The following is a 15,720-nucleotide window of genomic DNA, read 5'->3' as shown; positions in this document are numbered from 1 at the left end:
TGAAGTATCCTTTTACAAATATTAGTAAGGAGTGGGAAGATTGATTGATTTCGGGAATGTGGCTACTGCGATGGTTACACCATTCGATAATCGTGGCAATATTGATTTTTCGAAAACTAGCCAACTCGTAAATTACTTAATTGACAATGGTACAGACTCCCTTGTCATTTCAGGTACTACAGGTGAATCAGCAACCTTATCTACTGAAGAAAAAATCGCTTTGTTCCAACATGTGGTTTCAGAAGTAGCTGGAAGGGTTCCAGTCATTGCTGGTACTGGAAGTAATAATACGTATGCATCTATTGAATTAACAAAAAAAGCTGAAGAAACAGGAGTAGATGCGATTCTTCTTGTAGCACCGTATTACAATAAACCAAATCAAGAAGGTTTATACCAACATTTTAAAGCAATCGCCAACAGCACAAAGCTTCCTGTAATGCTTTATAATGTTCCAAGCAGAACAATAACTAATATCTCACCAGAGACGATTATTAAACTTTCAGAAATTGACAATGTCGTTGCGGTAAAAGACGCCAGTGGTGATCTAAACGCTATGACAGAAATCATCGCAAATACTGACGAAGATTTTCTTTTATATAGTGGAGATGATGGTTTAACTCTTCCTATACTTGCAATAGGGGGCAGTGGGATCGTGTCTGTTGCATCGCATGTTATTGGCAACGAGATGCAGGAAATGATCCATGCATATCGCAATAATAAGTTAAATGAATCAGCATTGCTTCACCAGAAACTATTACCTGTTATGACGGGTCTTTTTATGGCACCGAGTCCGGCACCAGTAAAAACAGCTTTACAAATACGCGGACTAGATGTTGGATCAGTTCGATTACCGTTAGTGCCTTTAGCGGAGCATGAACGGGTTAAATTATCCGAACTACTACAGCAAATTTAAAGAAGGAAAAAGCCATCACAATTGTGATGGCTCTTTTTTTTATAATCTTTGTCGCTATTACTATCAATGGACTGGTAATATGAGGTTTATGAGAGACCCATATGTTAAGAGGATAAATGAAGCAACGAACGCTAGATTGCTTGCTAATATCTAAGGGGAGGTGGCAATAATCAATGTGAAAAATAGTCTTAATATATGTGCAAATCGCGCCGTTAATTAACTTGTATTCAAATTCATGCATCAGGTATAATGAACGTAAGTTATTTAGCGACGGGTAAATTGTACATAGGAGGATATTATATTGAATGAAAAGAAAGACAATATAAGATTAATTGCGCTTGGAGGGCTAGGTGAAAGCGGCAAAAATATGCATGTAGTGGAAATAGATACAGATATTTTTGTAGTTGACGCTGGGCTTAAATATCCAGAGGGAGAAATGTTCGGGGTTGACGCTGTCATTCCTGATATTAGTTATTTAATTAAAAATAGGGAGAGAGTGAAAGGGATATTTTTAACCCACGGTCATGAAGACCATATCGGTGCCATACCGTATGTATTGAAAGAGCTCAGAGTACCGATATATGGTACGAAATTAACATTAGCCTTAGTAGGGCAATTATTAAAACAGCATGGACTGACGGCTGATGACTTATTGAATGAAGTAACAGCAACGTCAATATTGACAGTTAATCAAGTGAAAGTATCTTTTTTCCGAACAACTCATAGTATACCAGATTGTGTTGGGATTTGTTTTCATACAGCTGAAGGTGCAATTGTACATACTGGGGATTTCAAATTTGACCAAACACCTGTTGGAATGGAAACCGCTGATATTGATAAGATGGCATCTATAGGCAAAGAAGGGGTGCTTTTTCTTTTATCTGATAGCTCCAATGCTGATAAACCAGGATATTCTGTATCCGAATCGGTCATTGGGCAAGAAATTTCTGAGGGAATTTACAGTGCTCCAAACCGTGTTGTAGTAGCAACCTTTGCATCTAATATTAATCGAATTCAACAAGTGTTTGATGCAGCCGAAGAGAATAATCGCAAAGTAGCCATTGTGGGAAGGCACATTTATGACATAGTTATGCTTTCAATAGACTTAGGCTATTTAAAAGTAAGTGATGATATAATTACACCTCTAAATCAAATTGAAAAATTACCAGATCATCAAGTATTAATTTTAACGTGTGGAACGAAGGGCGAGCCTATGGCTGCTTTATCAAAAATGGCAACTCAATCAAATAAACCTGTACATATACAATCGAAAGATACGGTTTTAATTGCTTCGCCAGTCATCCCTGGAAGTGAACTAATTGTTTCAAAAACAATTGATCATCTTCTTCGTATTGGAGCCAATGTCGTTTATAACAAAAACCTAACTGACATTTCTAGTCACGGAAGCCAAGAAGAGCTTAAATTGATGTTAAATATGATGAAGCCTACCTACTTTATACCAACCCACGGCGAATATCGAATGCAAAGTGCTCATGCTAAATTGGCACTTTCAGTTGGGGTAAAATCTGAAAATGTTTTAATTGTAGATAATGGTGATGTAGTTGAATTTAATAACGGTAAAGTTTCGACAGGAGAAAAAGTCCCTGCTGCCAATATCTTAATTGATGGTTTAGGCGTTGGCGATGTAGGACACATCGTATTACGAGATCGTAAACTACTATCTAAAGATGGTATTCTTATCGTTGTCGTAACACTTGATAAAGTAAAAAAGCAAATTGCATCAGGGCCCGAAATCATTACAAGAGGATTTGTTTATGTAAGGGAATCAGAATCACTTATAGAACAAGCTTGCGAGATTGTAAACAAAATTATAGCTCAGTGTGTTAAAGGGTATATAATTGAATGGAATTCAATCAAAATAAGTATTCGGGATGCTTTAAATGAATTTTTGTTCCAACAAACAAAACGACGTCCAATGATTTTGCCTATTATTATGGAAGTGTAATGTTTTTTGGTCAGCTTGTAAGATTTTAATACATCTAGCTCTGTAAATAGCGTAGGAACCTGTACTTGTGAATAGAGTCTTCACTTTTTCACGAATTTTTCAACAAGTTGATCAAGTGTACTTTCTATCTTAAGGGTTTGAAGTTAGTTATATACAGTTTACTTTCCATTATTGTAGTGTTGAGATAGAAGTATTTTCCTCAACACTCTTTATTTATTCACAAGGCTCTTTTCATAAACGTTGTTGATATCGTTATCAACTTAGTACCACAAAGTTTTATATCATTAGTTATCGTTGTACAAAAGAAAAGATGCCGAAAATCTAGTTGTGCACGTGTATACTTCTTAATACCCAACTGAAACAGCTATTTACAATAGCTAGGAAAAACCGAAGACTATAAAGTGTTATGTGACAAAAATGTAAGATGTATAATCATAAATGTAAGGGTAATCAATTTGTATACTCTAAGCTGTAATATATACTTATAAAGGAGATACAAAATTTAATAACATAGTTTCGTCAAATCGATAGTTATAGCTTTATGAATGTAATTAATTCCATTATAATTATCATTTGGACATATTTTTGGTTTATAGAAAAGGAGCTGTAAGTGAATTGGTGGGGAATAAAGTTAGTATACTAGTGGCCGCTGTTTTATTATTAACTGGTTGTTCAGCGGGTTCGAATGTAAATGGAGAAGCTGGTACCAAGATGAATAATATGACTGCAATACAAAGTGTTGCGGTTGAAACTCAAAGTGTGAAAAAGGGTAATCTTGAAGCCCAAAAACGTTTAATAGGAGATGTGGTTCCAGCATCTGTTGTTGAGGTTGTGGCTAAAGTTAGTGGTGAATTACTATCAATAAATGTTAAAAATGGCGATTTAGTAAAAAATGGACAAGTTATAGCTGACATTGATGGGAAAAGTTATACAGATGGCTTACAGCTTGACCAAATTTCTTTAGCAAATGCAAAGCAACAATTAGAAAGTGCCATTGTTGCTAAAGAGCAAGCTGAAAATCGTTTGGAGCAAGTAATGGCAAATCTAACTAAAGTTGAACTTGCATTAAGTGATAAACAGGCTAATGACGAAACGAGCACGTCCCAAATTGATTTAGACTTAGCGAATCTACAACAACAATGGGAAGATGCAACTATAAACCGTGAACGACTGGAGCGTTTATATGAGGATGGTGCTGTATCTTTACAAGAAGTAGAGCAAGCCGAGCAAAGAGAACAGCAAGCTGAAATTAATTATGAAAAGGCACAATTAAATGCAGCTGATGAACAATCATTTGAGCAAGATGAAATAAATATTGAAAATGCCAAAATAGACGTTGCTTCAGCTGAAAAAGATGTAGAAAAAGCAGCAATCTCAGTTGAACAAGCAAAAATCTCAGTACAGCAGGCTAGTACGAAAGTTGGTCAATCTGAACGAAATATTCAAGACACTGTAGTATATGCGCCTATCTCTGGTGAGGTAAAAGCAGTTAATTACATAGTTGGGGAAAATGTATCCCCACAAAAAGCTTTGTTAACGATTTCTGATGTGTCCAATTATATGGTGAAAACGCAAATTACCCAGGAGCAGAAAAATCTTCTCACATTAGGTAAAGAAGTAAAAGTGGATAGAGCAACAGAATCTGAAGCGTTAATAGCAGTAGTGACTTTTATTTCTTCAACGCGGAATGATGAAGGGCTTTTTGAAGTGGAGTTACATTTCAAAGGCGAAACAACAAATATGAGTGGGGGAGAAGTAGTTCAGTTAATCTTTACTGATATTTTAGTAGAAAATGAGCTGTTAGTTCCAACACATTCAATTATACAAAAAGGTGACAATACATATGTTTTTGTCGTTGAAGATGGCAAAGCAGCGAGACGGGATGTAGAAGTTCTGAACTTACAATCTGATTTGTCTGCAATAACAGGAGAAGTATCAGAAGGTGATGAACTTATAATTAATGGACATAAGCTAGTATCTGATGGTATGAACGTATTGCTCCCTGGTGAAGAACTAGAAATAATGGAGCAAGATTCAAAAGAAGCTACAAACCCACAAGATCAGCAAGACGAAAACGATAAATCAGACAAAGATTCAAAAGAGGAATCGGATGATCGAGGTGGTGAATAATGCATTTATTAAAAACAGCGGTACAGCGCCCTGTAAGTGTAATAATGCTTGCGATTTGTGTAATAATAATCGGTATGATATCACTTCGTGATATACCTTTAGATCTATTACCAGAAATTGAAGAAAATGTTGTTACAGTTTCGACTACTTACAGCAGTGCATCTCCACAAGAGATTGAAAAGCTAATTACGGAGCCGCTTGAAAAACAAATTGCATCTTTAGATGGAGTAGAATCCATTTCATCAACTTCTAGAACTGGTGCGTCGTCTATCATCATAGAGTACTCTACCTCAATTGAGTTAGACGAAGCGGTATCAGAGCTGCAACAGAAGTTATCAAGGGTAAGTAGTATATTACCAGATGATGCTGATGCACCAGCCGTTTCAAAATTTGATATTAATAGTATGCCAATCATTTATCTAGGCTTAACCGGAAAAGATGTTACATCTCTTGAACAGATTGCTAAGGATATTGCACCAAACTTTGAAAAAATCGAAGGTGTTGCTGCAGTTGACATAGAAGGTGGAGAGCAGAGGGAAATACAAGTAATCATCGAGCCATTATTACTTGAACAATATAACCTAACAGTTTCCGATGTGGTGAACTCAATGAGGGGAAAAAATACATCTGCAACCGTAGGTGATGTGATTCAAGGGAATCAAGTTGTCCAAATTCGTGTTGATGGTGAGTATCAGTCAATCGATGATATCAAAGCTACTCTAATTCCACTAGCAAGTGGTAAAACCATTGCGATTGAGGAAGTTGCAACAATATCAGATACAGTGAGTGATCGTCAGACGATTACTAGATTGAACCATGAACCAACTGTATTATTGTCTATTTCAAAGCAATCGGGGACAAATACTGTTAATATATCTGATGCGATACATGAGGAATTAAATAAAGTTCAGCGAGAATTAGATGAAGGTGTTGAATTTATTGTTGTAATGGATACATCAACATTTATTAAGGATTCAATAGATGGTGTTACGACTAGTTTATTAGCAGGTGGAGCTTTTGCAATACTAGTTTTATTGTTTTTCTTAAGAAGTGTTCGTGCAACGGCAGTAATTGGTTTATCTATTCCTTTTGCAATTATTTGTACGTTTATTTTAGTTAATTACGCTGATCAAACGTTAAATATCATCACATTATCTGGTTTAGCCCTAGGGATCGGTATGATGGTTGACAGTTCGATTGTTATTTTAGAAAACATAACAAAATACCGCCAAACTGGCATGGACTCCAAGCAAGCTGCTATTAAAGGAGGAAGTGAACTTATTTCTGCTGTAATAGCATCAACGTCTACAACACTTGTTGTATTTTTACCAATGATTTTGATCGATAATGGACAAATTACCCAAATCTTTTTACCACTAGCGTTAGTCGTTTCATTTTCATTAATTGCTGCTTTATTAGTTGCGATGACACTAGTTCCAATGATGTCATCGACATTGTTAAAATCTTCAACCGATAGTAAAGTTGCAAGTGATCCACGTTGGATGAAATTTCTAAAAAAACGCTATTTGTCTACTTTAACATGGAGTTTGAAGCGACGTTGGATCGTGATTCTTAGTACCTTCTTACTTACTGTGGGTAGTTTGTTTTTAATTGCGATGCTAAAGTTAGAGACTTTCCCACAAGCAGCAGAGGACCAGCTTACGATATCATCTAGTTTTGATAGTGGTACAGATTTTGAGGTGGTTGAAGGTTATGCAGATGAAGTGGAAAAGATATTAGTAGATTATGAGAATAACATTGATATCCAATACACAGTAGTCCAACCAACGAGCGTTAGTGTAACTCTTTTGTTGCTAGATGAAAAAGAACGTAATATGGATAATGTTACTCTTGCGAATGCAATACAAAATGACTTGAAAAAAATTATCGGTGCTGATTTTAGCACGAGACAAGCAACTCGAGGTGTGAATGGCGGTGCCGACTTTACTATTCGCCTATCAGGTCCAGAGCAAGAGGTATTAAATTCATTGACTGAACAAGTAGAACTTCTTCTATCACGCATACCATCTATTGAAAACGTTGAGGTGCCAAGTGTTAACGGTCAGCCACAACTAACTGTAAAAGTAGATGATGCATTAGCAGAAAAATATCATTTAAGCCAAAGTCAAATTATAGGTCAAATTAGTGAAATTTTTCATGGCAATACAGCGACAAAACTTCGTGAAAATGGTGATGAGTTCGATGTTGTTGTTAAATTACCAGATTCAGAAACGGAAAGTATGGAGGCTCTCTCTTCCTTATTGTTAAAGACACCATCTGGACAGCATATTCCATTAACATCAGTAGCAGCTGTTGAGCAAACGTTAGGCCCTGTATCAATAAAGCGTGAAGACCAGCGACAACAATATGCAATTACAGCAGATATAGTTGATAGTGCAGATGCTCGTCAGGTAACAGCACAGGTAGAACAGCTACTATCACAAATCCCAGCACCAAAAGGATATGATGTTACAACTGAAGGTGTTCAACAAGATTTTAACGAATCACTAGGTAACCTTTTAATTACATTAGCATTGGCTATTTTTCTAGTGTATACAGTTATGGCAATACAATTTGAATCATTTTCATATCCATTTATCGTGATGTTTTCAGTACCAACAACAATTGTTGGAGTCATCTTAGGCTTATTCATTACTGGAACTGCGCTTAGCTTCTCTGCGTTTATTGGCTTAATCGTCTTAGCTGGTATCGTCGTTAATAATGCGATCGTATTAGTTGACTATATTAATCAGTTAAAAAGGGAAGGGAAGGAGCGTAAGGAGGCTATTATATTAGCCGGTGGAAGTCGATTGCGACCTATTTTAATGACTACTTCCACAACTGTACTAGGAATGCTACCAATTGCTTTAGGGATTGGTGAAGGGAGCGAAATGCAGCAACCGATCGGTATTGTTGTTATTTTCGGCTTGACCGTGTCAATGTGCTTTACCCTGTTATTTGTTCCCGTTATGTACACAATCATTGATGATATGGGTAGTTGGTTCAAAAGGCTCTTTACTAGAAAGAAAGCTTCACAAGCATCTAATTCTGAAACAATCGCAGGATAAAATATGAGGTGAAAATGAATGAAAAAATGGATGACTACACTAGGTATAGTATTCGTTATACCTGCAATGACGATAAATGCAGACGAACAAGTAACTGTATCACTCTCACAAGCAGTAGAAGAAATCATTGAGAATGACTTATCATTGCAAATTTACGAAAAGGATACCGTTACATTATCAAGTGCGACCCGTCAATATCAAGCTGATGCATTAGAAGAGCTAGAAGATTTACAGGAAATTCAGGAAGATTATGCTGAAAAATCCACGAGATGGGGGATTGAGTATAGTGCATATTCTTTACTTGTACAATATAAAAAGGCAACAGAAGCTTTAAAGATTCAACAAGATAATTTATCAATTTCCAAACAAGAATTAGAAAAAATTGAAAAGAAATACCGGGAGGGAATCGCGTCTGAACAAAACGTGGTTCAAGCTGAAGTAAGTGTCTCTAATGCTGAATTATCGTTGAGTTCAACACAGCAGCAGTTGAATCAGCTTAAATTTCAATTGAATCAACAGCTAGATAATGATTTGCACACTGAGCTATCTGTCAAAGGTGTTGATGACATAAAGAGGCTACCACCATCTGAATATGAACCGAAAAATTTAGCAGAAGAAATGAAACAAAGTCATTCATCACTTATTTACTACCGGACGGTTGTTGAAACGTATAAGGATATTGTAGAGGACTCAGAAGACTTACCTGTATTAGGGGGAAGTGTATTTAAAGAAACGATTGAAGAATTAACAAAATATATAGCTGAACTGGAAGCTTCTCTATCAAATCCCCCTGCTGGGCAAACTGTTGAAGAAATTTATATTGCGATAGGAAAAGCTAAAGGTGATTTAGAATCAGCAGAAGAAGCTTACGACCAAGCAGTGAAAGATCGAAATAGAGCGGAAGATGATTTAGGCGAATATTATGAAGTTGAACAGTTAAAAGCAGAAATCCAATTGTTTGATCAATATGATAAGTTAGAATTAAAGTCATATAATTACGCTGAACAATTTGAAGCTTTTCACAAAAGGTTAGACTTACTTGAAGAGAACGTTGAAAAACAAGAGAAGCTATATGAACAACAAAAAGCACGTTTTGATGAAGGTCTGTTGACAGCAACTGACTTAGAAAAATCCCGAATTGGTGTCCTAAATGCGAAAATAGATTTGTCTAATACACAACTTGATTATACCCTTCTATCAGAAGAATTCCGTATGTTCAAAGATGGATTTCTACCTTAAGGGTTCTAAACAGAAAAATCCTAGCTCGCTAGGATTTTTTATTTGAGAATGGATAACTTTCTTGTTTTATCATTACTGTAATTAAACCATGAGGCTTTATTTTTAAAATGTACCTTTCGCTTATAGGGTAAGTCAGGGGGGATGGAATATCATTGCATATGTACAATTTTAGGTTTGGATAATTTAGTTTGTTATGATGAGGATCAAAGAAACTAAAATAAAAATACTGTACAAGCTGTAAAGAATGAAATTATTTATCTCGTTCATACTAAATGTATCAAGCGTTGAAGGGAGATAAAAATGGCATTCGACCAATATGAAAATGAACAAAACTCAGAAGAAGTTGATAAGGGTAATCAGGGTGAAAAAAAAGATGAAAGTCTGGTTAGCAAAATTCAACAGCTTGGCCAAACGAATATTCCTCAATTATCTCAGGATTCAAAAATACACTGTTTAACAATCATTGGACAAATTGAAGGGCATGTTCAACTGCCGCCTCAAAACAAGACAACGAAATATGAACATGTTATCCCACAAATTGTTGCTATTGAACAGAACCCAAACATAGAAGGGCTCCTGGTCATATTGAACACTGTTGGTGGAGATGTAGAAGCGGGATTAGCTATTTCAGAAATGCTATCCTCTCTATCCAAACCTACTGTATCAATTGTTTTAGGTGGTGGGCATTCTATCGGTGTTCCTATTGCGGTTTCTTGTGATTATTCTTTTATAGCGGAAACGGCTACGATGACCATACATCCAGTTAGGTTAACTGGGCTAGTCATTGGAGTTCCTCAAACTTTTGAATATATGGATAAAATGCAAGAACGTGTGCTTAATTTCATTACTAAGCATTCAGCAATCTCCGAGGAGCACCTTAAAGAACTGATGTTTTCAAAAGGAAATTTAACACGTGACATTGGTACAAATGTTATTGGTTCTCACGCAGTTGAATACGGTATTATTAACGAAGTTGGAGGAGTGGGGAATGCAATTAAAAAATTGTCTGAAATGATTGAAGGCCAACCGAAACAGAATGAAAGTGAGCAGATGCTACAATGATTCTTTACACAATGATGCCAGCAGAAATCATTTTCCAGCAGGAGAGTGAAGTATATAATCAACAAAAAATGGTCGTTATTGACGGCGTAAACTTATTGGTCAATGAAACAACAACTAATAATTACCAAATTTCTAGAGTCATCAGTACGGACCCACAACATTTTTTACGTTCAGAAGTTGCGCCTGGTAACATACTTTCAAAAGACAGAACGAATGTACTATTTTAATTATGCTATTTATTCCATCGATATGTTATAATTTATATGCATATAATTAGGCAGCCTAAAATGGGCTGCTTTTTATTCGATTATCAAACATACATATGCTTAATTTAGGCTGTTTTCGGATGAAGGCATAAAACATCTGATAGCTATTGCCTAATAATGTAAATAGCTTTTCGAAGAGGGTCTTATATAACGAAGATTGGGGTGAGAATATATTGGCAAAAAGGAAAAGAAGGAGATCAAAAAAGAAAAACAAATGGCAAGCAGCCCTTACCTTTGAGTTGATCGGACTTTTGCTAATTGCAATCACTAGTATTGCCATTGCTAAATTAGGTGTTGTAGGTAATAGTCTTGTGTTGTTATTCCGTTTTTTTAGCGGTGAATGGTATATGCTCATTCTTATTGGCTTTCTTTGGCTTGCTATATATTTATTATGGAAACGAGAATGGCCATCTTTTTTTAGCAGAAGGTTAATCGGCGTATATTTAATCCTGCTATCACTCATGTTATTAAGTCATGTTGCATTATTCCAGGCCCTAACCGAACAAGGACCATTTCAAAGCCCAAGCGTTATAAAAAATACGTGGGAGCTATATAATTTAGAAATTAATGGAGAAACTACTCAACCTGATCTTGGTGGAGGAATGATTGGTGCCTTTTTATTTGCCGCTTTTCATTATTTGTTTGATAGTTTAGGAACTAAGTGGCTTGCACTATTATTTATCATTATTGGTATTATTTTAATTACAGGTAAAACCCTTCAAGAATCTTTGTTAAAAGTAGCAGTACCTGTTGTGGATTTCTTCAAAAGGCAATGGGTATCATTTATCGAAGATATAAAGGAATTTTTTAGCAAAACAAATAAAAAGAAGCACAAGGAAGAACGGAAGACAAAGCCGAAAAAAGAAAAGCTAGATACCGATACAGAACAAATAGAAGAGGACTATGTTGTTGAATCAGTTGATGTCACCCCTGTTATTTCAGACTTCACAGACAAGGTTCAAGAACCTATTGAGCAAAAAAATGAAGAACAAAGTGAAGAGAAAGAGCAGGTACCAATTGTTGAGGAGAATATTCATATCGATCAGAGTGGTCCATTGACCTTTAAAGAAGCGGAAAATATTCATTATGAGCTACCATCTATCGACTTACTGTATGCTCCAAAACAAACTAATCAGCGTAGTGAACATAATAGCGTTTATGCAAACGCAAGAAAACTAGAAAAAACATTCCAAAGTTTTGGTGTAAATGCTAAAGTAACTAAAGTTCATTTAGGGCCTGCTGTTACTAAATATGAAGTTTATCCGGATGTAGGTGTTAAAGTAAGTAAAATTGTCAATTTAAACGATGACCTTGCATTAGCGCTTGCGGCAAAGGATATTCGAATTGAAGCACCAATCCCAGGAAAATCCGCAGTTGGTATTGAAGTTCCTAACGATGAAGTTGCAACTGTACTACTTCGTGAAGTGTTGGAATCAAAAGAAAAAAATAATGAAGATAACAAATTACTAATTGGTCTAGGACGAGATATATCTGGTGAACCGATACTTGCACAATTAAATAAAATGCCACACTTACTTGTCGCAGGAGCGACAGGTAGTGGTAAAAGTGTATGTATTAATGGAATTATAACGAGCATCTTAATGAGAGCAAAACCGCACGAAGTAAAAATGATGATGATAGATCCGAAGATGGTAGAGTTAAATATGTATAATGGTATCCCTCATTTATTAGCGCCGGTTGTAACAGACCCTAAGAAGGCATCACAAGCTTTAAAAAAAGTTGTTAATGAAATGGAAAGACGTTATGAGTTATTTTCTCATACAGGGACACGTAATATTGAAGGTTATAATGATTACATTAACAGGTTTAATGATGAAGGTGAAGAAAACCAGCCAAATTTGCCATACATCGTCGTGATAGTGGACGAGCTTGCAGATTTAATGATGGTAGCGTCGTCTGATGTAGAGGATGCGATTACAAGACTTGCTCAAATGGCTCGTGCAGCTGGTATCCATTTAATTATTGCCACACAACGACCGTCAGTCGACGTTATCACTGGAATAATTAAGGCAAATATCCCTTCAAGAATAGCATTTAGCGTCTCATCACAAACAGATTCTAGAACGATACTCGATATGGGTGGCGCTGAAAAATTATTAGGTAGAGGTGACATGCTATTTTTACCAGTTGGAGCATCAAAACCTACCCGCGTTCAAGGGGCATTTCTTTCAGATGATGAAGTTGAAACCATCGTAGATTATGTGATATCACAACAAAAAGCACAATATCAAGAAGAGATGATTCCAGAAGAAGTGAATGAAGCACAAGAAGAAGTTAGTGATGAACTTTATGATGATGCGGTTCAATTGGTGTTAGAAATGCAAACGGCAAGCGTGTCAATGTTACAGCGCCGTTTTCGAATCGGTTATACAAGAGCAGCAAGATTAATAGATGCAATGGAAGACAGGGGAATTGTGGGACCTTATGAAGGTAGTAAACCACGAACAGTATTAGTGTCACAACATAATGAAGATGTAGGATCATAAATTAGTTCATTTTTCGAAGTCCACCCCACCACTTTAGGTGGGGTTTTTGCAATGAGGTGGAGTAGATTCTTCACCCGATTTATTATTTATAATGAATAAGTTGTTTTTAAGAAAGCGTATAGCTTTTCAATCGGTTGCTGTTTATTTATAGTAGGCACCCTTTCTTCTATAGAATTGTGTAAAAAGATAACATTATTATCATATTTAGGAACTATTGCAACAAAGTTTACGCAAAGATCCTTCCAAAAAAAAGAAGTTTTGTTACAGGTTAAGTTCTTTTTTAATAAAACTGTAATGTACTATTTATTTCGTACAAAAAAAGTGATATATTATAAACGACTGAAATGGGCGTCTAACATCAGATGTCTGATCTCTTGAAGTAAAATATTGGAGGAGCAAGTATGTCAATCAAGTCAGACAATAGACAGTTATATTTACAGGTAATTGATAAAATAAAAGAAGATATTGAAAACGGTTTATACAAAGAAAAAGAAAAATTACCTTCTGAGTTTGAATTGTCAAAACTACTTGGAGTAAGTAGAGCGACTTTACGCGAAGCTCTACGGGTACTTGAAGAAGAAAATGTTGTCACTAGGAGACACGGAGTAGGGACATTTGTAAACTCCAAACCACTGTTTACGTCTGGAATTGAACAACTAAATAGTGTAACAAACATGATCCTTCAAGGTGGAATGAAGCCTGGAACCATTTTTCTTTCTTCAACGAAACAAGGACCGACTGAAGATGATCAAAAAAGGTTTCATTGTGATGAAAATGAAGAAATTTTATTAGTTGAACGTGTGAGAACAGCGAATGGCGAGCCTGTCGTATATTGTATTGATAAAATCTTGACCAATATATTGCCAGATAATTATTCGCATGATGAAGAATCGATGTTTGAGGTATTAAATCTTGAAGCTGGTGTAGAAATATCTTATGCCGTTGCTAATATTAAGCCATTGGGGTATCACGAGAAAATATCACCAATCTTACAATGCGATCCTGAAACCGCTTTACTTGTGCTCAAGCAATTACATTTTGATACGAATGATAGACCGATTTTATATTCATTAAACTATTTTAAAGCGGATAAGTTCAGCTTTCATGTATTGCGTAAGCGCTTATAACATGCTTAGTTGGAGGACAATCGACGATAATTCATAGATGTCGTTTTCCTCTTTTCATAAGGCTTTTTCGTAAACTTTGTTGCTATTGAAGCTCAATTTCAAAAACTGATTGTAAGCAATTGACATCATGTTGAAATAAGAGAAGGTGTCACGAACTCTTCTTCCTTAAGAAAATCAATGCGAAAAAGCCTATCATAATTATTCACACCATAAAAGGTCATTTTAAGGAGGTGGATCATTACAAACTACAATTAAGCTTGATGTTCATGCATTAAATTACATTTAGGGGGCAGTAAACGATGAAGAAAAGAAAATTTGGTTTAGCTATGTCATTAGTGTTGGCTACAGGTACACTTTTAAGTGCTTGTGGTAGTGCTGATGAAGACAAAGGTGGACAAGCTGATAAAGGTGAAGCACCAGCAGAAACTGTGGATTTCAAAGTAGGTATGGTAACAGATACTGGCGGTGTTGATGACAAATCATTTAACCAATCTGCTTGGGAAGGGTTGAAAGATTTCGGTAGCGAATATAACCTAGCTGAAGGTGAAGGTTTTAAATACTTGCAATCAAATAATGATGCAGAATATGAACCTAACTTAACTACGTTTGCTGACGCTGGTTATGATTTAACATTTGGAGTTGGCTTTTTATTAGAAAAACCAATCACTAAGATTGCTGAACAGAACCCAAATTCACAATTTGCGTTAATTGACAGCTTACTATATGATGCAGACTTTAATGCGTTTTATTTGGATAATGTAGCAAATATTACGTTTAAAGAGCATCAAGGATCATTCTTGGTTGGACTTGTAGCTGCTAAGCATACGAAAACTAATAAAGTTGGTTTTATAGGTGGAGTAGAATCAGGATTAATTAAAAAGTTTGAAAGTGGCTTTAAAGCAGGGGTAAAAGCAGTAGATCCAAATATGGAAGTAGTTGTACAATATGCTGGTGATTTCAACGACGCAGCAAAAGGTTCTTCAATTGCAACAACGATGTATGAGCAAGGCGCAGATATAATTTACCATGCTGCTGGTGGTACAGGTAACGGAGTATTTACTGAAGCGAAAAACCGTAAGAAAAACGGCGAAGATGTTTGGGTAATCGGTGTTGACCGTGACCAGCATGAAGAAGGTATGCCTGAAAATGTAACGTTAACTTCAATGGTTAAACGTGTAGACGTAGCTGTATTTGAAGTTTCTAAGCGTGCGATGGAAGGTGACTTCCCAGGTGGAGAAGAAGTTGTATTCGGTCTTGAAGAAGACGGTGTACGTATCGCTCCGACAACAGATAATGTTAGTGAAGAAGCATTGGATTTAGTTAAAGAGTATGAAGAGAAAATTCTTAATGGTGAATTAATCGTTCCAGCTACTGATGATGAGTATGAGGAATTCTTAAATACACTTGGATAATATTTAGAAAATTACATGAGAAACCAAGCA

Annotated in this window: 10 protein-coding genes; all 10 read left to right on the top strand. The window is 36.0% G+C overall.

Annotated features, from left to right (window positions below):
* Positions 1–40: 40 nt before the first annotated feature.
* The 10 genes from dapA (at position 41) to SLH48_RS15380 (ending at position 15,690) form a co-directional block, all read left to right on the top strand.
* Positions 41–913: a 4-hydroxy-tetrahydrodipicolinate synthase gene (gene dapA, locus SLH48_RS15425; protein ID WP_320258898.1), complete on the top strand. Its 873-nt coding sequence runs from the start codon at positions 41–43 to the stop codon at positions 911–913.
* Positions 914–1,211: 298 nt separating this feature from the next.
* Positions 1,212–2,879, top strand: coding sequence for a ribonuclease J (locus tag SLH48_RS15420; protein WP_320258969.1), 1,668 nt, complete (start codon positions 1,212–1,214; stop codon positions 2,877–2,879).
* A gap of 618 nt (positions 2,880–3,497) precedes the next feature.
* Positions 3,498–5,009 (top strand): efflux RND transporter periplasmic adaptor subunit, encoded by a 1,512-nt coding sequence (locus SLH48_RS15415; protein WP_320258968.1) that lies wholly within the window; start codon positions 3,498–3,500, stop codon positions 5,007–5,009.
* Positions 5,009–8,077, top strand: coding sequence for an efflux RND transporter permease subunit (locus SLH48_RS15410; protein ID WP_320258897.1), 3,069 nt, complete (start codon positions 5,009–5,011; stop codon positions 8,075–8,077). Before SLH48_RS15415 ends, SLH48_RS15410 begins: the two co-directional genes overlap by 1 nt.
* Before the next feature lie 18 nt (positions 8,078–8,095).
* Positions 8,096–9,316, top strand: a complete 1,221-nt coding sequence (locus SLH48_RS15405) for a TolC family protein (RefSeq protein ID WP_320258896.1) — start codon at positions 8,096–8,098, stop codon at positions 9,314–9,316.
* A gap of 300 nt (positions 9,317–9,616) precedes the next feature.
* Positions 9,617–10,378, top strand: coding sequence for a ClpP family protease (locus SLH48_RS15400; protein WP_214482739.1), 762 nt, complete (start codon positions 9,617–9,619; stop codon positions 10,376–10,378).
* Positions 10,375–10,605 carry a YlzJ-like family protein gene (locus SLH48_RS15395; protein ID WP_320258895.1) on the top strand — a complete coding sequence of 77 codons (231 nt, stop codon included), beginning with the start codon at positions 10,375–10,377 and terminating at the stop codon, positions 10,603–10,605. The genes SLH48_RS15400 and SLH48_RS15395 overlap by 4 nt, the downstream gene beginning before the upstream one ends.
* 212 nt (positions 10,606–10,817) lie before the next feature.
* A complete protein-coding gene (locus SLH48_RS15390) occupies positions 10,818–13,151 on the top strand; it encodes a DNA translocase FtsK (RefSeq protein WP_320258894.1) in 2,334 nt (777 codons plus the stop codon).
* A gap of 401 nt (positions 13,152–13,552) precedes the next feature.
* Complete coding sequence (locus SLH48_RS15385; protein ID WP_214482742.1) at positions 13,553–14,278, top strand: GntR family transcriptional regulator; 726 nt, start codon at positions 13,553–13,555, stop codon at positions 14,276–14,278.
* Between the two features lie 299 nt (positions 14,279–14,577).
* Positions 14,578–15,690 carry a BMP family protein gene (locus SLH48_RS15380; RefSeq protein WP_320258893.1) on the top strand — a complete coding sequence of 371 codons (1,113 nt, stop codon included), beginning with the start codon at positions 14,578–14,580 and terminating at the stop codon, positions 15,688–15,690.
* The last annotated feature ends 30 nt before the right edge of the window (positions 15,691–15,720 follow it).

It is taken from the genome of Cytobacillus sp. IB215316 (genome assembly GCF_033963865.1).
Lineage (GTDB): Bacteria > Bacillota > Bacilli > Bacillales > SM2101 > Nanhaiella > Nanhaiella sioensis.
Note: the sequence above shows the minus strand (reverse complement) of the source record. Positions and strands in the feature narration are given on the sequence as shown.

Bases quoted from the DNA above. Each gene is read 5' to 3' on its own strand.
- SLH48_RS15410 (WP_320258897.1), top strand. From the start codon at position 5,009: ATGCATTTATTAAAAACAGCGGTACAGCGCCCTGTAAGTGTAATAATG.
- SLH48_RS15395 (WP_320258895.1), top strand. From the start codon at position 10,375: ATGATTCTTTACACAATGATGCCAGCAGAAATCATTTTCCAGCAGGAG.
- SLH48_RS15400 (WP_214482739.1), top strand. From the start codon at position 9,617: ATGGCATTCGACCAATATGAAAATGAACAAAACTCAGAAGAAGTTGAT.
- SLH48_RS15405 (WP_320258896.1), top strand. From the start codon at position 8,096: ATGAAAAAATGGATGACTACACTAGGTATAGTATTCGTTATACCTGCA.
- SLH48_RS15380 (WP_320258893.1), top strand. From the start codon at position 14,578: ATGAAGAAAAGAAAATTTGGTTTAGCTATGTCATTAGTGTTGGCTACA.
- SLH48_RS15385 (WP_214482742.1), top strand. From the start codon at position 13,553: ATGTCAATCAAGTCAGACAATAGACAGTTATATTTACAGGTAATTGAT.